Source organism: uncultured Parvimonas sp., assembly GCF_963524015.1.
Classification (GTDB): domain Bacteria; phylum Bacillota; class Clostridia; order Tissierellales; family Peptoniphilaceae; genus Parvimonas.
In genome coordinates this window covers 67,763-87,950 of sequence record NZ_CAURDT010000001.1, presented here as the reverse complement: position 1 = coordinate 87,950, position 20,188 = coordinate 67,763, and the positions used below count along the sequence as shown (strand labels likewise).

Sequence of the window (20,188 nt, the reverse complement as noted above, 5' to 3'; positions counted from 1 at the left end):
CTTTTCACTTAAAAATTAAATTCAACATAATTAAATATTTATTGCATAATAATAAAACTTTATTCAACTTAACATATACATTCTGTAATAGATAAGTTAAATATCATTATTTTAATCTTATTTTTCCATTAATTTTTTATATAATTCTAATTTTTCACCTGATAAGTTTTTAGGGTTATTTATAACTATTTCAAGATATAAATCTCCTGTTTTTCCTTTTAAATCAGTATATCCCTTGTTTGAAATTCTTATTTTTTTCATACTTTCTATCTTCGCAGGAATCTTAACTCTAACATTTCCGTTTAAAGTTTCAATAACCTTTGTAACTCCAAAATATGCTTCCCATGGATATAAACTAACTGTCTTTATTAAGTCTAAACCTTCAAGTCTATATTCATCATTTATAACATTTATTTTTACATATATATCACCATCAAGCTTATACTTATCTCCATTGACTTTTACCTTTTTACCTGTTGTAATTCCTCTAGGTATCTTAACAGTTATTTTTTTAGGAGAATTATTTATATTTACGTAAAGTACTCGCTCTATTCCGGAATATGCTTCTTTAACAGATAAATTCAAGCTAGTTTCATATTTTTGTCTTTGAGGTTGTCTTCCAAATCCTGAGTAAGAATTTCCAGAATATGCATTTGAATTTGTAAAACCATCAAATCCTGAAAATCCGCTAAAATGTGATGAAGTTTTTCCACTTCCACCAAAAAACATATTAAAGAAGTCAGAAAAACCACCCATATCACTTCCACTATAGGAAGCACTAAAACCATAATTTCTTGGGTCAAAATTATCTCCACCACTAAAATTATAATTTGATCCGAACATATCATATTGTTTTCTTTTTTCTTTATCAGACAAAACTTCATAAGCTTCATTTATTTCTTTAAATTTATTACTTGCAGCTTCATTATTTTGATTAACATCAGGATGATATTTTTTTGCCAACTTTCTATATTCTTTTTTTATCTCTGCATCAGTCGCGTTCTTATCGACGCCTAAAATTTTATAATAATCTTTATATTCCATAAATTCCTCCTTGTTTTGACTTTCTTTGACCTTTAATTTTATTATACCCTATATAGAAAATTTAAACAATATTTTTATAAAAATTAAATATGATTTTTAACTTTATTTAAATTTTAATATTGATTTGTACACTAAAAATTCATACATGATATTGCATACAAAAATATAAACTATTTTACTTGTATTAATAATTTTTATATTGTATAATTATATTGTATAAATTAATTTTTTTGGAGGTAAATTATGAAAGAAATAAATGCTAAAGGTTTAGCTTGCCCTCAACCATTGATTTTAACTAAAAGAGCTGTTGAAAGTTCAGAAGAAAAAGATTTTTTAGTTATAGTTGACAATGATACTGCAGTAAAAAACTTAGAGAAATTTGCTAAAAGTAGCAATCTGGATTTTAAATTTGAGAAAATATCTGATAATGAATTTAATGTGTTTGTATCAAAAAATAACGAAACTTCTCTAAAGGAACCAAGTGCCTTTTGTTCTGTTGAAAACTCATCAGATACAGTAATAGCTATTTCTAAGAACTTTATGGGAAACGGCTCTGAAGAACTTGGAAAATTGTTAATCAAAGGCTTTGTTTATACTTCAAGTGAATACGAAAAATTGCCAAAAACACTAGTATTTTTTAATTCAGGTGTTGAATTGACTTGTGAAGGATCACCTTGTATTGATGACTTAAAGAAACTTCAAGAAAAAGGAGTAGAAATTATTTCTTGCGGAACTTGTCTAGACTATTTTAAACTTAAAGAAAAACTTTTAGTTGGTGAAATAAGTAATATGTATTCAATATACGAAACATTATTCAATGCAGGAAAAGTAATTAATATCTAAAAAAATCAAAACCGGCTAACATCAGCCGGTTTAGTTTTTTTAAAATTATAACTTATATGATAATACTCCAATTATATTTTTCTCATAATTTTTTATATTTTGCAATAATTTTTCAAAAGCTGAATATCTTGTAATTCCATACTCTTCAACTAATATAACATTTTTTAAATTCATTATATTACTTAAGTCATTTGTTTTCACTATATTTACTTTATCAATATTCAAATCATTTAATTTATCAATAATTTTTGAATTTGAACTAAGTATACTTAATTCTTCAATATTTTCATTATTAATTTTATATTTCAAAACTTCAAGTAAATCATTATTATTTTTTATTTCCTGAACAAATTTTATATTGTATTTTCTGTAATCTCCTTCTCTATTAATTGTTGGATTAAAAATGTACATAACAAAATTCATAATAGCAACTAAAATTATTAGAGCCACTTCGATAGCAAATACTTTTACTAACAATTTTTTCATACTATATCCTGTATTAACATTTTCTTTAGAGCTTAATTCTTTAGAATAATTTGATTCAACTTTTTCAATAGTAACATTTTTATAAACGGATTTATACTTATTTATTAATTCATCAAATTTCTTTTCAATAACATCATTTACAGCTTTACTTGGTGTTAAAATTTTAGCAGAAACCCCTAAATTAGTAGAAATATAATTTACCACTACTTTCTTATCCCAATAATCAACATTAGAATTTTTCAAAGTAACAGCCGATGTATCCAATTCTTTTGCCATTTGCGCTAAATCTTTATCACTAACATCATTAAATAAATAAGCACCATTTAGATTAGATACTAGTAGCTTTTCATAAAAATCTGAATAGCCTCTTCTACTATATAACGCATTTATATTATCACTCTCAGGAGCTGTTATTTTATAAGCAACATAAGTTGAATATTGCACTCCTTCTTTTGTTATAGTTTTTTTATTTATTGTTTGTAAAACCAACGGACAAACCAAAGCAATACTCAACAGCAAAAATGCTATTAAATTTAAAATTCTCTTTTTATATATATTGGATAATAAATCTCCAAATGAGTAATTTTCAAACATATCATATCTCCTTTATTTTAAAAATTGTATAAGAATTTTCTTTTGATATTAATTTTGCCACTACAAAAATTAATATAATTATAAACCAAAATTGGAATGTAAGTAATATTGAAAAACTTTCTGAAAAACTACTTCTAGGCATAAAAAACAAATTGTTTAATATTATTAATGTGCAAACGAAAGGTAAAATTTTATTTCTGTAAGAAACATTTAACATTCTTATAAATAAAAATCCTAAAGCAACACTAAATAAGAATACGCCCAAATATCCATAATCTGTAAAATTTTCCATTATAAAACTACTTCCTAAACCATGTCCTTGCAAATAATCACCTTTCATCGCTATATAAGAAAGATTATGTGCGTAGCTATTACTTTTTATTGCCAACTCAATGCTGTTTGTTGTGGCTGTAAATGGTTTTATATCAAATAATAACTTACCAAAATTCCCATGAGTAAAATACTCAACAATAGGTCCAAAGGTAAAGTTTGTAAAACTTCTTACTGCAATATTACTGTTATACAAAAATCCTTTAGCTAAAACACCAAAACTTGTTCCCTGTTTATAGATAAAATCTATAAATATATCAAATATTTTAAAATTGGAAACTTTAACATTGTCTCTGACATAGTTTAAAAGTCCCATTCCTACAATTATTATAGGAAGACTTGTAAAAATTAGTATTTTTTCTTTAACTCCTATCCATTTATTTTTAATATCTTCTTGTCCCCTTATAAAATAATATATAAAAGAAAATATTAAGCTTAAAATAAATGGATTTCTGGTCCCAATAAATAAATATATTGCATTTGCAAATAGGTTACTTACCAGAACTATAGTAGCATTTCTTTTATTTGGTTTAGATGCTAAATATACACACATCGAATATACTGTAAAAACTGATAATATATATGTGAAGTAAGGCAAATTACTTTTGAAAGACGCATAATAAATATAATAAGATGTATTTAATTTAAATATTAATCTTTCAATCAGCCTTAAAGCATAAAATGGATATGTCAATATATATACAGTAAGAGAAACTATTCTTATATTTTTTAGCCATATAGAGCTTTTTAACTTATCATTACTATCTACATCTAAGCTCTTTTTGTTTTTTATTTTTAATAATGCTTTTGAAATTATTCCTCCAATAAACAATCCTAAAAGTGAAATCATAACTATAACAAACGCAAAAACATATGCATCTTTTTGATAAGTATTAAAACTATAACTTCTCAAGTAATCTATCGTAGGCCTTGAAACTAGAAATATAAAAATAGTTATATAAAAAAATAAATGTATTATATAATATTTTATATCTGTAAAACAAAACAATATTAAGTTGACAAAAAAAGACAACAATGTAAAAAGTAATATATCCAATCTATCTGTGTATAAATAACTTACTCCAAGTAACAGAGTAAAAATAAAAGAGAATGCGGTAATTAAAGAATAAAATTTTCTAAAAGTAATATTCATATAATTATCTCCATTATTCTAATATTTCATTTATATTTTTCATTTGTTCTGAAATCGTAAACTGAGTTATAAAATTTTTCATTTCTGATTTATCTACTGACATATTATTTTCAAAATAATTAACAATACATTCACAAGCATCATCAGTAGAATTTACAATTTTACCGAATTTACCGTCGTTTGAAAGTTCCTTTACTCCTCCAACATCTGTAGAAATGAAAGGAATTCCTAAAGCCAATCCTTCAACAATTGCACCGGAAAATCCCTCTTGTTTAGACATTGAAAACATTAAATTCATTTTTTTTATATATTTATATGGATTCTTTTGATATCCTAAAAAATGAACATACTCTTCCAAATTATCTTTTTGTACAAGCTCTTTTATATGAGTCTCTAATTCTCCTGCCCCTAAAAAATATAAATGATACTTTTTATTTAAATTTTTATGTAATTTTTTTATTGTATCATAAACTTCCAATGAACCTTTTAAGTTTTCAATTCTTCCAATTACACAAATCGAATTTTTTTCAATATTAATATCTGTCCTCTCATTTGATTTTTCCAAAATACTTTCAAAATCATAACCATTATAAATTGTCAAGACTTTATCTTTGTATTCCGGATAAACTGAAATTATGGACTCTTTAGTTTTTTCTGATACTGAAATTATTTTATCAACATTTTCTAAATATCTTTTATGATTATACTTTTTTTGTGCGTCTTTCATAAAATCTTCAATACTACCGTGAATCCAAGCAATTTTTTTTACTTTTTCATCCTTAGAAAATTCAAAAGGTGGATTGATTATAGTAAAGGAAATTTCAATATCATACTTTTCTTTAACCATTATTTTTCTTACTAAATTCGGGAAAAATTTTCTTATTCTCCATAAAATAGCTCTTTTTAGCTTAGATTGTCTATAATCTTGCCAAGATTTTAATATTCTTATATTGTCATTAACAGGTTCATAACCCTTATCAAAATGTTCAATCTCTAATATATCAATATCATATTTTTCACTATCAAGATTATTTACAATTGTTGATAATATTTTTTCTGCTCCTCCTCCTAATGAAAAAGACCATAAGAAAAACAATATTTTTTTCTTTTTCAAATCATCACCCTATTTCCAAATTTTTTCATAATTTGTATAACTATTTTTCAAATCCAAGAATAGTAAATCATGATGAGGTATTTGTTTCTCAATTGGAGGTAATTTCATATAATCTCCAAAAGCTGTTTTTAAATATCCATCATATCCAATAGGAATTGGCATCCTAGTATCTTCAAAATCAAAATACTTCTTATCAGTAAACCACTCTTTTCTATATATCTTTTTCATATAATACGGACCGGAACAAAGTTCCGTGATATATTCCGAATCTTTAATCTTATACCTAGTCATTCTTTTTTCAGCGAACTTCCAAATCTTATATCTTATTTTTTTGGATTTAAAAATTGATAATAATAATTTAGAAATTTTTTTCTTAAGTCCCCCGTGTTTCTCAGGTAATACTTGAGCACAAAAGAGCGAATAAATCAGTCCCCACATTATTTGAATTTTTCGCTTAATTTTCCCGCTAGGGCAACCATCAAGAGGTAAAATATCAAGTGCTATTCCATGACTTATATTTAACCCTTTTTGATATGGTTTAATAGCAGTAGTTTCATTATCTCTAATAGTAATAAAAAGATTATGATCAACTAAATCTTTATTGGCCTTAACAAGTGAATATTTTTTAGTATCAGCTTTTTCATTCCATAACAAAGCTAATCTTTCATAATCTTCTCTAGGCATAAAAAAATCTAAATCATCATCCCAAGGAATAAAACCTGAATGTCGTAAACTACCTATTGCTCCACCACCACAAAGATAACATAATAAATTATTTTCTTCACAAAATGAAACAAAATATTTTCCCATTTCTAAACTCTTAAGTTGTAACTCTCTTAAATTTATTTCATCCATAATTTATATTATAACCATTAATTAAATATTCCATTTTGCAACAGTTTTAAAAGGTGTATTTAAATCATTTTTAAAAAATCTATGAATATCATCAACACTACTGATTTCATCATCTTCAAACACAATAGACTTAAATCTGTTTTGAATTTTTTTATTTTCAAGCATTCTAACTGCCTCTTGAAAATCATATCTACCAGATCTGGAACATCCAATTAATGTTAATCCTTTCTCCAATATATCTCTAGTATTTACAGCAATTTTATTTTCGCTAACTCCCATCAACATAATTGAGCCTTGAGGTTTAATATATTTTATAATATTATTAATGGCATCTTCACTTCCTGGGCCTCCTGCACATTCAAAGGCATGATCTGTTGAAAAACCTTCTGGAATATCATCACTTGAATAAACCTCATCGACAAATGAAAAGATTTTTAGCTTTTCTATATTTCTACCAACAACAACTATTTTACTATTTGGAAATCTATATTTCAAAACATTTGCTACAATAAATCCCAAACTTCCATTTCCAAAAATAGTTATTGTTTCTTTATTTTCTATAGAATTCTTTACAAATCTATCATATGCATGAAATCCAACTGAAATAAATTCCAAAATAGACGCAACGGGTAAATCTATATCATTAAATTTTACAAGTCTATCTGGAGCAATTTTGACAAATTCCCTCATAAAACCATCATGACCACTAGATAGAAAATAAGAACCCTTCACATAATTTTCATATATACTTTCATCATAAGTACAAGGTGGAGTATTTGGTATCATAGATACCTTATCTCCAACCTTAAAAGTGTTTGTTGGATCAAAAACAACCTCTCCACAAGATTCATGAATTGGAGCCATAGGCAATTTTTTTGCTAATACTTTTGGATCTCTCTTTCCTAAATAATATCTTTGATCAGCATGACACAAGGATACGTATAATGGTTTTACAATGACTTTATCTCCTAAAAAGCTCTCATCAACATATTTAACTGAGATAAAACCTGGTTTCATTAATTGAAAAATTCTATTTATCATCTTAAATCTCCATAAGCATTGCTTTAGCAATCTTTAAGTCTGTTACAGTTGTAATTTTTATATTTGAAAAATCTCCATTAACTAAAAATACTTTTTCTCCATTTAACACAAATATTTTACAAGCATCAGTTAAAATGTTCTTTTCTTCTTCTGACAATTTATTATAGTATTCCATGAATTTATTAATTTTAAATGTTTGAGGAGTTTGTCCTTGAAACATTGTTTTTCTATCTGGTATTGATGAAATAAACTTTCCATCTTCAGAAGAAACTATAGTATCAAAAGCTGGAACTACAGTATCAATAATATTATATTTTTTACAATTATCTATATTTTCTTCAATCATTTTAATTGAAACAAATGGTCTAACAGCATCATGAGTTATAAGAATATCCTCATCAGTTAATCCGTTGTCTTCTTCAATAGAAGAAATAATATTTAAAATTGTAGAATTTCTATCTTTTCCACCATCTACAACAACAATTCTTTCAGACAAATAATTATAATCTTTGTCAATTATATCAACTAGATAAGAATTCCAATCGGGATTTACCCCAACATAAATTTTATCTATTTTGTTACATAATAAAAACTTTTCAATAGTATGAATTATAATAGGCTTATCTCCAATATTTAAAAATTGTTTTGGAATATTAGAAATATTCATCCTACTACCTATTCCTCCAGCAAGAATACCTGCATATATCATAGTCTAGTCCTCCTTATTATATGTTTTTAAAAATGAAGGGATTTTTAAAAATCCTACTAATGTTCCATATCCATAACTAATATGTAAAAGGAAAAATACAATTGGAAGTAATAAATTATAAACATTAAATTTTCCTTTTATAATTGAACTTAAAGACATCGAAACATTCACTATTAGATAAGATCCAAATACCAACAAAAATAAATATTTGGTAAAAAATAGTGAAATAATTGATATAAAAAGAGCAACTAAAAAAGCAAAAGGAATATAGTGATATAAATTTAGGCACTCAGGACAAACAGCAGTCGTAAGTCCTATCCACATACCATTGGCTTTTTTTTGTTTAATCATTTTAGAAAGTGAATTCCTAGTATGCTGATACGAAATAATATTATCATCATAGCAAAGTTTGTATCCTGCTTTTCTTATTCTATAATGGAATTCATTATCTTCTGTCCTTAACAATTTTTCATTAAAGAAACCCACTTTTTCTAATACTTCTCTTTTATACATTGCGTGAAACATTGACTTTACATATTTTTTCCCAGATGCATTTCTAAAAGGTGCAATTCCACTTCCAAACATCGATGATTCTGCTTCTAAAAGCATCTTTTTATATCCTGTATTATCATCTATTATATTTGGCCTTTTTCCGCCTGAAACATCTTCTCCTGATTCTATATTTCTAACATTTTTTTCTATAAAATCTTTTGGAACTGAGGAGTGTGCATCAATTCTAACAAGTACATCTCCCGTAAAATTTTTTATAACGATATTCCATCCAGCAGATTGAATTTTTTTAGGATTATCTAAAATTTTAACTTCCATAAAATCATTATTTTCTTTAAAATCTTGCATTATATTTTTTGTATCATCCGTTGAAATTCCATCTACTAAAATTATTTCAATTTCATCATGTGGATATGTCTGCATTTTAAAATCTTCAAAAAGAGAAGGTAAAGTCTTTTCTTCATTTAAGGCAACTACCCCTATACTAACTTTCATTATTTTTCCTCCCCAAAAAAACAGATAAAAATGTTTTAAACATAATTTTTATATCATACCAAAAAGAAAATCTTTCAATATATTCAATATTATACTTCATTTTATCTGGCAAAATATAATTTATATATATATCATCAATACTAGTTTCATCATCTAAATGACTTGATATTATTTCATCCTCGTCTTTATAATTTATGCTAGAGTATGAAGTAAGACCTGCAGGTAATAACAAAGTGGCAAACATATAGTCTGAATATCTATCAACATATTTTGTAACTTCTGGTCTAGTTCCTACAAAACTCATATCTCCTGATAATATATTAAAAATTTGAGGAAATTCATCTAATCTATATTTTCTTAAAAACTTTCCAACCTTTGTTATTCTAGAATCTTCCTTTACAGTTACAAGTGTTCCAATTTTATCAGCATTAGATACCATTGTTCTAAATTTAAAAATTTTAAACTTTTTACCATATCTTGTAACTCTCTCCTGCCTATAAAAAATACTCCCTTTAGAATCTAATTTTATAGCTATTGAAATAACAACAATTGGAATAAATAAAATCAATAAAATTAAAATGGAAAAAATAATGTCAAATACTCTTTTAAAAAATAAACTTAATCTTTTTTTTGATACTATTTCGTAGTACTTTTTTACAGATTCATTTTTAAATTCTTTTGGTAAATCTTCAAATTTTATCAAAATATTTTCTCCTTAATTAAACGTCTGTAATATAATAACATATATTTAAAATAAAGTAAAATTAAAGAACTTTAACATCTCCATCATAAACTAATCCACCTACAGTATCAATTGTTACAAGTTGTTCATCTTTAATCATATTAGTAGCATTTTCAGCTCCTATAATTGTTGGAATATTAAAATGTAAAGCAATAATTGCAGCGTGAGAAGTCAGTCCTCCTGTTTCAACTATGATTCCTGATGCTCTATCAATAAACTCAACATATTCTCTATCTGTAAATTTGGAAACAATTATATCTCCATCTTTAAATTTGTTCTTTAAATCGTCTTCATTGTTTATTAGGCAAGCTTTTCCAGTAACCGAATCTTTTCCAATCCCAAAGCCTTTTATCAAAATTTTCCCAACAGTATGAACTTTAATTAAATTTGTTGTTCCTGCAACACCAACAGGAATACCTGCAGTTAAAACAACTGTATCTCCATCACTAATATAGTTTGCATTTAAAGTTGCTGATATAGAACGTTCAATAACTTCATCAGTATGTTCAGATTTCTTAGAAATCAAGCTAGTAACTCCCCAAAAAATTTGTAATTTTCGTCTAACTTTCTCAGAATAAGTTACAGCTATAATATCAACAAATGGTCTAAATTTAGAAATTGAAATAGGAGTAATTCCAGAAGCTGTAGCACAAATTATAGCTTTTGCTCTTAAATTTTCAGCAATTTCTTTTGTTGACAAACTTATTGAATTCATAGTATTTAAAATATCTTGTCTATTTTTGCTTTTTATACTATTTTGAAAATCAAAAGAATTTTCTGTTGTTATTGCAATATTATTCATTACTTTAACCGCTTCTTTTGGATATTTTCCAGCAGCAGTCTCACCGGATAACATAATACAATCACTTCCATCTATAATCGCATTTGCTACATCTGTAACTTCTGCTCTTGTTGGTCTTGGATTTCTAATCATTGAATCAAGCATTTGTGTTGCAGTTATTACTGGTTTTCCTACTAAATTACATTTTCTAATTATTTCTTTTTGTATTTTTGGAATAAATTCTGCTTTAATTTCAACTCCTAAGTCTCCTCTGGCAACCATTATTCCATCAGAAGCCTCTATGATTTTATCAATATTCTCAACGCCTTCTTGATTTTCTATTTTAGAAATTATTTTAATATCAGAATTGTTATTATCTAAAATTTTTCTAATTTCGTAGACATCTTCAGGTTTTCTTACAAATGAAGCTGCAATAAAATCTAAATCATTTTGTATTCCAAATAAAATATCAGACTTATCCTTTTCCGTAATGGATGGTAAATTTATTACTTCATTCGGTATATTTACACCTTTATTACTCTTGATTACCCCATTATTTTTAACTAGACATTTTATTTCCTTATCTGTCTTAGAAATAACTTCCATTTCAACTAAACCATCATCAACTAAAATTGTACCACCAACCTTAACATCATTTGGTAATAGTTTGTAAGAAACAGAACAAATTTCTTGATTTCCTAATACTTCATCAATTGTAAAGGTATAAAAATCTCCCGCTTTAAGAATAACTTCATCAATACTAAATTTACCTAATCTTATTTCAGGACCTTTAGTATCAAGCATTATTGCTATAGGTAAATCTAACTCTTCTCTTGCTTTTTTTATATTATCAATTCTAACTTGATGTTCTTCTTTGCTTCCATGTGAAAAATTTAATCTACAAACATTCATTCCACTAAGCATTAATTCTTTTAAACTTTCAACTGAATCTGAAGCAGGCCCAATTGTACATATTATTTTTGTTTTTTTCATAATTCTCTCCTAAATAGATAGTTCATCAACTATATCATATAAATCTTTATTAAATATTTTTTTGCTAGATACAGCATCTTCTATAGTAATATACTCAATATTATTATTTTTAAAAGCTAAAGCTAAATTAGTTTGTTCTTTCAATAATAATTTAACAGCCATACTTCCCATTTGACTTGCTATTATTCTGTCAAATGAGCTCGGAGTACCTCCTCTTTGGATATGTCCTAGTACAGTAACCCTTGTATCAATTTTCGTTTTTTCTTGAATCTGTTTTTTAAGCTCATAAGGGCTTAAAATACCTTCAGTTAAAACTATGATATGGTGTAATTTACCTCTTTTCCTACCAGATATAATTTTATTGCAAACTTTATCTATATCAAAATCGACTTCTGGAACTATTATACTTTCAGCTCCACCAGCTAATCCAGAATTTAGAGCAATATCACCACATTTTCTTCCCATAACTTCTAAAATATTAGCTCTTCCATGAGAAGAAGATGTATCACGAAGTTTTGAAATAGCGTCGATAACTGTATTTACTGAAGTGAAAAATCCAATTGTATAATCAGTATATCCCATATCATTATCAATAGTACAAGGTATAGCAATAGTCTTTATACCATATTTACTTAAAACATTAGCACCACGAAAAGTACCATCTCCTCCTAAAACTACAAGTCCTTCAATACCATTATCTTTTAAGCTTTTAACTGCTTTTTCTTGGCCTTCTTTAGTCATAAACTCTTTACTTCTAGCACTACCTAATATAGTACCACCTTTTTGAATTATATCTGCAACACTAGACACATTCATCTCAAAAATATTTCCTTTAATAAGTCCATCATAACCAAATTTTACACCATATATTCTAACATTATGATATATACATGTTCTTACAACAGCTCTTATTACTGGATTCATTCCTGGAGAATCTCCACCACTAGTAAGAATAGCAATTTTTTTCAAATTATACCTCCATTAATTGATACGAAAACAATCTTTTCCAAAAATATTTTCTAATTCAACAATTAAATTTTCATTTTTTAAATCAAACTTATTTTCTAATCTTAAAGTTTTATGATTGCTAGTTATATACAAAATTACATTATTTATTCCACCATATTTTTCAGAAAATTCACTTAATTTTTTCTTTATATTATTATCAAAATTTTCAATTTTTATATATAGTTTCTTAGAATATATACTATCTACTTCTCTAGCATCAATTACAGTAAAATTAGTATTCCCAAATGAATTTATAGAAACTTTAATCGATATTTCATAAATTTTTCCTTTAATAATATCTAAATCTTTAACATCTAAAATCTCTATACTACTTGTAAAATCTTCTACATTAATTGTTTTTAGCATCTTATTTTTTTTATTTCTTCTAAGTTTAATAGAGTTAATATAAACTATTACATTATAGATACCTTTATCTAAAACTTTTAAATCAATTAACTTCATACTATTTTTAGACTTAATATATTCTTTATATTCATCTAACGGATGAGAAGAAATATAAAATCCTAAAACGTCTTTTTCATATTCTAACAAATCGTCTTTTAAAAATTTTTCAGACTTAACATATTTTTCATGCATAAAATCTGAACTTATTAAGGAAAGTTGACCAGATAATTCATTTTTACTTTTAGATACTATTTGAGTAAATAATGTCTCTAAAGAATTTAAAATTTCAATTCTTTTTTCTTCAATTTCATCAAAAGCTCCAGACTTTACTAAATTCTCAATTGATTGCAAGCTCATATTCTTTGAATTTTTCAATCTTTCTAAAAATTCTTTAAAACTTTTAAACTCTCCATTTTTTCTTTCTTCTTCAATATCTTTAGCTAAAAGCCTATTAAATCCTTTAATTTGAGAGAAACCAATTCTCATACACTTATTTTCAGTACTTATCTTATAGTGACTATAATTAACACTTGGAAGTAAAATCTTTATTCCCATCCTTTTAATTTCTTGAAAATATTGGAAAAATTGTCTTTCATAATTTATAACAGAATTTAAAAGACTTACCATATATTCTAATGGATAATAATATTTTAAATAAGCAGTTCTATAAGCATTTAATGAATAGCAAGCACTATGTGATTTATTAAAAGCGTAGTTACCAAACTCAACTATTAAATCAAAAATATTTTGAGCAAGCTTCTCATCCACACCATTTCTTACACAACCTTTTATTTTAATGCTTCCATCTAAATCATCTAGACCATAAATAAATATCTTCCTATTATATTCCATTATATCCATATGTTTTTTACCAATGGCTTTTCGCAAATTATCTGCTTGACCCCAAGTATATCCTGCTAATTCTCTTGCAATCTGCATAACTTGTTCTTGATATACAATAATTCCATAAGTGGATTTTAAATATTTTTCTAAACGCTTATCCAAATATCGAATACTATTAGGATTATTTTTATTTTTAATGTAATTAGGTATTTGATTCATCGGACCTGGTCTAAAAAGAGAATTTGCAGCAACCAACTCATCGAAATTATCTGCTTTTAAATCTTTTAAGAACAATCTCATACCTGTACTTTCAAATTGGAATATGCCAATTGTATCAGCTGTCTTAAATAAATTTAAAACATTCTTGTCACTTAACGATATTTTCTCAATATCAATCTCTCTATTGTAATTTTTTTTAATAAGTCTTATAGTATCATCAATTACCGTTAGAGTTCTAAGTCCTAAAAAATCCATCTTTAGAAGTCCAAGTTCTTCCAACTCTATCATATTGAATTGTGTTACTATATTATCTCCACTTTTAGATAGCGGAACATACTCTGTAAGTTCTTCCTTAGTTATAACAATACCCGCTGCATGTATTGATATATGTCTATGAAATTTTTCAAATTTTTCAGAAGTATTAATAAGTTTTTTTATATTTACATCTTCGTCATATAACTTTTTTAATTCCAAACTATCTTTTAATGCATTTTTAAAAGTAACGTCTAAATTATTTGGAATAAGTTTTGCTACCTTATCAACAGTTGATAATTTATAACCTAAAACTCTGCCAATATCTCTTACCGCTGCTCTTGGTTTCATAGTTCCAAAGGTAACAATTTGTGAAACGTGATTTTTCCCATACTTTCTAATTACATAATCTATGACTTCTTCTCTTCTTTCATTGCAAAAATCTATGTCAAAATCAGGCATTGAAATTCTTTCAGGATTTAAAAATCTTTCAAATATTAATTCATATTCTATTGGATCAATATCAGTAATCTCCAAGCAGTATGCAACGATTGAATTTGCACCTGAACCTCTACCCGGTCCAACTGGAATTTTATTTTTTTTAGCAAAATTTACAAAATCCCAAACAATAAGAAAATAATCAGTAAATCCCATTTTATTTATTACTGAAAATTCATAATTAACTCTTTTTTTAATTTCATCAGTGATATTTTCATATCTTTTTTTCATACCTTCTATGATTATACTATGCAAATAATCTTCCTTTGTACTAACTCCATCAGGTACTTTATATTCAGGTAAATGATACTTTGAAAAATCAAATTCAACATTACATCTTTGAGCAATCATTTTAGTATTATACATAGAATCTTTTAATTGAGAAAATATTTTTAACATTTCTTCTTCACTTTTTAAATAGTATTCTGCTTGAGTAAAAGTATCTTCTTTAAGTTCAGATAATAAAATACCTTTTGATATACATCTTGCTATATTAAATAAATTAAAATCTGTATTTTCTAAATAATGAACATCATTAGTTACAACAGTCTCAACGTTTACTTCATTTGCAAGTTCCAAATATTTGTTTATCATTAACTCATCATTTTCTTCAAAATGAAAATTCAATTCTAGAAATAAATCCTCTTTATTGAATATACTTTTGAAATTTACAATTTCATTCTTAGCGTTTAAAGTATCGTCTAAATATAGACATTTTCTAATAAAGCTTCTTTTAGAACCAACAATTAATATTAAATTTTTTGAGAATTTTTCTAATTCATCAAATGTTATATATTCTCTATTTCTATTTTCAATAACATATAAATTTGACACTAATTTACATAAATTTTTATATCCTTGATTATTCTTAGCTAATAATATTATATTATAAAATTCATTATTTGGGTATGACAAAGTTAGCTCACAACCTATAATAGGTTTTATTGAATTCTTTTTACATCTTTTATAAAAATCAACAACGCCATACATATTGTTATAATCTGTAATAGCCATAGCTTTAAAATTTAATTCTTTAGCTTTATCTATTAATTTTTCCATTGGATTATAATTGTTCAACAAACTATACTCAGTATGAACATTCAAATGTACAAAATCATTAGCCAAAATTATCACCTCATTATTGATTTTACCATATTTTTAGAATTTTTTAAATATATTTTACCTAATCACTTTATATTTTTATGTTTTTATGATACAATTTTATAGTACGAAGGGAGAATTGATATGAAATTTACATTAGTAACTAATAATATTGACTTATATGAAAAAGTGAAAAATAAGAAAGATTTAGACATAATATTTGATGAAAAATATACATATGGAGACATATTAGATATAGTTAAGAAAAAACTTCAAGATGGATTTGAGCTTTCAACTCATCCTCTTTGTGGTAGTATAAAACCTAATGAAACACCATACAGATCTATATTAATTACTAAAACAAAAGAACTTGATGTTAATGGAATTATAATTATCGATGAAGCTATTGAAACATACAAAAAATTTCAAAGCAATATGAAAACGCCTCTATGGATAGATAGAGTTCTAAGAGACTTTAGATATGTAGATTGTAACATATTAGTACAAACTATTGAAAAATTAGGAATAGAATAAATTAATACTAAAAAACCCACATTTTTAATAATGTGGGCTTTTAATTATTATATATAATTATAGATATTAAAAATTATTCGTCAGAATTTTTTTCTTCATCTTCATCCTTTTCTACAACTTCTTCTTTAGGAAGAATTATTCTAACTTTCTTAACTCTATGTTCATAAATAGATAATATATTATAAATAACACCATTATCTTCAACAGTAAGCTTCTCTCCATCATTAGGTATATATCCTAATAGATACATAAGCATACCACCTAATGTATCATAATCTTCTGAATTTTCATCAAGTTTTAAATTACAAGCATTATTTACATCCTCAATTTCGCATGCTCCAGTTGCAATAAAATGTCTATCATCTATTTTTTTGATTGAAGGATTAGTTTTCTTATCATATTCGTCATCAATTTCACCCATAACTTCCTCAATTAAATCTTCCATAGTGACAATTCCCGTAAAACCACCATATTCATCAATTAATACAGCCATTTGATTTCTTGAATTTTTAAGTTCAAGAAATAAATCATTTATATTTTTTCGCTCTGGAATAAAATAAGCTGGTCTTAAAATAGAACGAATATCAATATTATCAAATCCTACTTTATATGCTTCTAAGAAAAAGTCTTTAATATATAAAATACCAATTATATTATCAATATCATCTTCATAAACTGGTACTCTTGAATATCTCATTTGCATTAAAGTTTCAAAATCTTTATCAGGTTCATCAATATCAATCATGAATACTTCAGTTCTTGCTGTCATTACTTCTTCAGCTAATACATCATCAAAAGATATAACACCATCTATCATTTCTCGCTCTGTAGGATTAATTATTCCTTGTTCTTGTCCTACTTCAACAATTGATTTTATCTCTTCTAGAGTAACCTGTGCTTCAACTCCACTTGTAGGAACTGAAAAAATCTTTAACACTATATTAGTAGATAAAGATAGCAAATAAACAAACGGACTCATTATTTTATAAACAAAATTTATTGTCCCAACAGAAAATAAAGCGAATTTTTCTGCATTTTGTAATGCTATTCTTTTAGGCACAAGTTCACCAAATACTAAACTAAAGAATGCCAATATGACTGTAATTAAAACAAAAGAAACTCTATATGCAAAAGGAACTGATAAATTTGATAATACTTTCCCAAACTTATCTGATAGTCCAACTGCAGCAGAAGCTGAAGTAAAGAAACCAGCAAAAGTAATTCCAACTTGAATCGTTGATAAAAACTTTGAAGGCTCTTTCAAAAGCTTTTCAACTTTAATAGCTCTCTTATCCCCCTGTTCTGACAAAGTCAATAGTTTTTTCTTATCCATAGAAACAATTGCCATTTCTGATGCAGCAAAAAAAGCATTAACTAAAGTTAATAAAATTAAAATAATAATTTGAAAATAGACCTCGGGTCCACTATCCATAATAACCTCCTAAAACTTATTCATTTAAAAGCATTATATCAAAAATTTTTAAATATTGCAAATAAAATATATTATATTTTTCATTTAAACAATAATACTAAATATTTTTACGTAGATAACTAATACAAAAAAATAAAAAGTGTATAAAAATACACTTTTTACAAAAACATAATATTATAATTATTTTATTAACATTCCACCATAGTTTAAAATAACTTGAGCAAATACTAAAGCTACTACAGTCATTAACTTAATTAAAATATTTAATGATGGACCTGAAGTATCCTTAAATGGATCCCCTACAGTATCACCAACAACTGCTGCTTTATGAGGATCTGAACCTTTACCGCCGTGATGTCCTTCTTCAATATATTTTTTAGCATTATCCCAAGCACCACCAGCATTTGACATAAAGATTGCCATTAAAACGCCTGTTACCAATGAACCTGCTAATAGTCCACCAAGAGCTTCAGCTCCTATCAATAGACCTACTAATACAGGAACTACTACTGCTAATAATCCAGGAATAATCATTTGTTTTAACGCTGCCATTGTAGAAATATCAACACATTTTCTATAATCTGGAGTTCCAGTTCCTTCCATAATTCCAGGAATAGTTTTGAATTGTCTTCTAACTTCTTGAATCATTTCATTTGCAGCATTTCCAACAGCTTCCATAGTTAAAGCTGAGAATAAGAATGGCAACATACCACCAATAAACATTCCGGCTACTACTTGAGGTTTTGTAACATCTATTTTTTCCAATCCTACTGCTTGAGTATATGATGCAAACAATGCTAAAGCAGTTAAGGCAGCTGAACCAATCGCAAATCCTTTACCAATAGCAGCTGTAGTATTACCAACAGAATCTAATTTGTCTGTAATATTTCTAACTTCATGAGGTAATTCACACATTTCTGCAATACCACCAGCATTATCAGCAATTGGGCCATAAGCATCAACAGCAATAGTCATACCACAAGTAGAAAGCATACCTATAGCAGCAACAGAAATCCCATATAATCCTTGACCAGCATTAGCAAATCCATTTGATGCCATATATGATACTAAAATACCTATTGCTATTACTACAATAGGACCAGCAGTTGACTTCATTCCAACAGCTAAACCAGAAATTATATTAGTTGATGAACCAGTTTCTGATTCTTCTGCAATATGTTGAACAGGTTTTTTATCTCCTGAAGTATAGTATTCAGTAAATTGAGAAATAATTAATCCTACTAAAATACCAGCAACTGAAGAAATAAATGCTGAGTTATTTCCTAAAATTTGTTTACTTAAGAAATATGTAACTATAATAGTTAATACTGAACTAACAATAGTTCCCATATTTAAAGATTTTTGTGGATCTTTATCCCCTCTTACGCAGAATAGTCCAACTAATGATGCTAAGATACCAGCTGCAGCAAGAGCTAACGCAAATATAATACCTTCTTTACCAAAAGCAACAGAACCTAATGTAATACCAGAAAGTATAGACCCTACATAAGATTCAAAAAGGTCAGCTCCCATACCGGCAACGTCCCCTACATTATCTCCTACATTATCAGCTATAACAGCAGGGTTTCTTGGATCATCTTCAGGAATTCCAGCTTCAACCTTTCCTACAAGGTCAGCACCAACGTCAGCAGCTTTAGTATAAATACCACCACCTACTCTTCCGAACAATGCTATAGATGAAGCACCAAAACTGAATCCAGTTACAATATTAACGTCTCCTACTAAGAAGTAGCAAACTGTCATCCCTAGAATACCTAATCCAACTACAGAAAGTCCCATTACTGCTCCCCCTGAAAATGCAGTTTGAAGTGCTTTTCCCATTCCGTATTCTTTAGCAGCATTTGCAGTTCTAACATTTGCTTTAGTAGCAGCTTTCATTCCGAAATATCCTGCTAAAATTGAACAAATTGAGCCAGCTAAGAAACAAACTGCTGTAAGTAAATTAATGGCTACCCCTAAAATAATTGCAACAACAACAACGAATATAGCTAAATACTTATATTCACGAACTAAGAAAGCCATAGCGCCTTCTTGAATATAACCTGATATTTCTTTCATTCTTTCATTACCAGGTTCAATTTTTGTAATGCTTAAATATTTAATATAAGCAAATACTAGCGCAACAACACCAACGGCAATTGCACAATAAAAAATCAAATTAGTATCCATTTTTTCCTCCTAAATT

General features: G+C 26.7%; 16 protein-coding genes. 2 read left to right on the top strand and 14 right to left on the bottom strand.

Annotated elements, in window-relative coordinates:
- Positions 1 to 117: 117 nt before the first annotated feature.
- A complete protein-coding gene (locus RWJ08_RS00380; RefSeq protein ID WP_004833301.1) occupies positions 118 to 1,044 on the bottom strand; it encodes a DnaJ domain-containing protein in 927 nt (308 codons plus the stop codon).
- A gap of 243 nt (positions 1,045 to 1,287) precedes the next feature.
- On the opposite strand from RWJ08_RS00380, the gene yedF reads away from it, so the two are divergent.
- Positions 1,288 to 1,887: a sulfurtransferase-like selenium metabolism protein YedF gene (gene yedF, locus RWJ08_RS00375; RefSeq protein WP_029949084.1), complete on the top strand. Its 600-nt coding sequence runs from the start codon at positions 1,288 to 1,290 to the stop codon at positions 1,885 to 1,887.
- A 45-nt stretch (positions 1,888 to 1,932) separates the two neighbouring features.
- Here the strand turns inward: yedF and RWJ08_RS00370 are convergent, their stop codons facing one another.
- From RWJ08_RS00370 to dnaE, 11 genes are all read right to left on the bottom strand, one after another.
- Positions 1,933 to 2,967, bottom strand: coding sequence for a hypothetical protein (locus RWJ08_RS00370; protein ID WP_313960700.1), 1,035 nt, complete (start codon positions 2,965 to 2,967; stop codon positions 1,933 to 1,935).
- A gap of 1 nt (position 2,968) precedes the next feature.
- Entirely contained in the window at positions 2,969 to 4,450 is a 1,482-nt protein-coding gene (locus RWJ08_RS00365) for an O-antigen polysaccharide polymerase Wzy family protein (protein WP_313960699.1), read from the bottom strand.
- Positions 4,451 to 4,463: 13 nt separating this feature from the next.
- Entirely contained in the window at positions 4,464 to 5,564 is a 1,101-nt protein-coding gene (locus tag RWJ08_RS00360; RefSeq protein ID WP_313960698.1) for a glycosyltransferase, read from the bottom strand.
- 9 nt (positions 5,565 to 5,573) lie between these two features.
- A complete protein-coding gene (locus RWJ08_RS00355; RefSeq protein ID WP_313960697.1) occupies positions 5,574 to 6,374 on the bottom strand; it encodes a LicD family protein in 801 nt (266 codons plus the stop codon).
- Positions 6,375 to 6,440: 66 nt separating this feature from the next.
- Entirely contained in the window at positions 6,441 to 7,460 is a 1,020-nt protein-coding gene (locus RWJ08_RS00350) for an alcohol dehydrogenase catalytic domain-containing protein (protein ID WP_293440018.1), read from the bottom strand.
- 1 nt (position 7,461) lies between these two features.
- Positions 7,462 to 8,169 (bottom strand): 2-C-methyl-D-erythritol 4-phosphate cytidylyltransferase, encoded by a 708-nt coding sequence (locus RWJ08_RS00345; protein WP_004833294.1) that lies wholly within the window; start codon positions 8,167 to 8,169, stop codon positions 7,462 to 7,464.
- 3 nt (positions 8,170 to 8,172) lie between these two features.
- Entirely contained in the window at positions 8,173 to 9,174 is a 1,002-nt protein-coding gene (locus RWJ08_RS00340; RefSeq protein ID WP_293440021.1) for a glycosyltransferase family 2 protein, read from the bottom strand.
- Entirely contained in the window at positions 9,164 to 9,877 is a 714-nt protein-coding gene (locus tag RWJ08_RS00335; protein ID WP_313960696.1) for a sugar transferase, read from the bottom strand. The genes RWJ08_RS00340 and RWJ08_RS00335 overlap by 11 nt, the downstream gene beginning before the upstream one ends.
- A gap of 61 nt (positions 9,878 to 9,938) precedes the next feature.
- Entirely contained in the window at positions 9,939 to 11,690 is a 1,752-nt protein-coding gene (gene pyk, locus RWJ08_RS00330; RefSeq protein ID WP_313960695.1) for a pyruvate kinase, read from the bottom strand.
- 9 nt (positions 11,691 to 11,699) lie between these two features.
- Positions 11,700 to 12,659, bottom strand: coding sequence for a 6-phosphofructokinase (gene pfkA / locus RWJ08_RS00325; protein ID WP_313960694.1), 960 nt, complete (start codon positions 12,657 to 12,659; stop codon positions 11,700 to 11,702).
- A 12-nt stretch (positions 12,660 to 12,671) separates the two neighbouring features.
- Positions 12,672 to 16,040, bottom strand: a complete 3,369-nt coding sequence (dnaE, locus tag RWJ08_RS00320; protein ID WP_313960693.1) for a DNA polymerase III subunit alpha — start codon at positions 16,038 to 16,040, stop codon at positions 12,672 to 12,674.
- Between the two features lie 120 nt (positions 16,041 to 16,160).
- Between dnaE and RWJ08_RS00315 the strand changes: the two genes are divergently transcribed.
- Positions 16,161 to 16,550 carry a GrdX family protein gene (locus RWJ08_RS00315; RefSeq protein WP_009372836.1) on the top strand — a complete coding sequence of 130 codons (390 nt, stop codon included), beginning with the start codon at positions 16,161 to 16,163 and terminating at the stop codon, positions 16,548 to 16,550.
- A gap of 73 nt (positions 16,551 to 16,623) precedes the next feature.
- On the opposite strand, the gene RWJ08_RS00310 is transcribed toward RWJ08_RS00315, so the two are convergent.
- Complete coding sequence (locus RWJ08_RS00310) at positions 16,624 to 17,982, bottom strand: hemolysin family protein (RefSeq protein WP_313960692.1); 1,359 nt, start codon at positions 17,980 to 17,982, stop codon at positions 16,624 to 16,626.
- A 180-nt stretch (positions 17,983 to 18,162) separates the two neighbouring features.
- A complete protein-coding gene (locus RWJ08_RS00305) occupies positions 18,163 to 20,172 on the bottom strand; it encodes a sodium-translocating pyrophosphatase (protein WP_313960691.1) in 2,010 nt (669 codons plus the stop codon).
- Between the last annotated feature and the right edge of the window lie 16 nt (positions 20,173 to 20,188).

Excerpts from the sequence above, each read along its gene's own strand:
- RWJ08_RS00380 (WP_004833301.1), bottom strand. The coding sequence starts at position 1,044 with ATGGAATATAAAGATTATTATAAAATTTTAGGCGTCGATAAGAACGCG.
- yedF (WP_029949084.1), top strand. The coding sequence starts at position 1,288 with ATGAAAGAAATAAATGCTAAAGGTTTAGCTTGCCCTCAACCATTGATT.
- RWJ08_RS00370 (WP_313960700.1), bottom strand. The coding sequence starts at position 2,967 with ATGTTTGAAAATTACTCATTTGGAGATTTATTATCCAATATATATAAA.
- RWJ08_RS00365 (WP_313960699.1), bottom strand. The coding sequence starts at position 4,450 with ATGAATATTACTTTTAGAAAATTTTATTCTTTAATTACCGCATTCTCT.
- RWJ08_RS00355 (WP_313960697.1), bottom strand. The coding sequence starts at position 6,374 with ATGGGAAAATATTTTGTTTCATTTTGTGAAGAAAATAATTTATTATGT.
- RWJ08_RS00350 (WP_293440018.1), bottom strand. The coding sequence starts at position 7,460 with ATGATAAATAGAATTTTTCAATTAATGAAACCAGGTTTTATCTCAGTT.
- RWJ08_RS00345 (WP_004833294.1), bottom strand. The coding sequence starts at position 8,169 with ATGATATATGCAGGTATTCTTGCTGGAGGAATAGGTAGTAGGATGAAT.
- RWJ08_RS00340 (WP_293440021.1), bottom strand. The coding sequence starts at position 9,174 with ATGAAAGTTAGTATAGGGGTAGTTGCCTTAAATGAAGAAAAGACTTTA.
- pyk (WP_313960695.1), bottom strand. The coding sequence starts at position 11,690 with ATGAAAAAAACAAAAATAATATGTACAATTGGGCCTGCTTCAGATTCA.
- RWJ08_RS00315 (WP_009372836.1), top strand. The coding sequence starts at position 16,161 with ATGAAATTTACATTAGTAACTAATAATATTGACTTATATGAAAAAGTG.
- RWJ08_RS00310 (WP_313960692.1), bottom strand. The coding sequence starts at position 17,982 with ATGGATAGTGGACCCGAGGTCTATTTTCAAATTATTATTTTAATTTTA.
- RWJ08_RS00305 (WP_313960691.1), bottom strand. The coding sequence starts at position 20,172 with ATGGATACTAATTTGATTTTTTATTGTGCAATTGCCGTTGGTGTTGTT.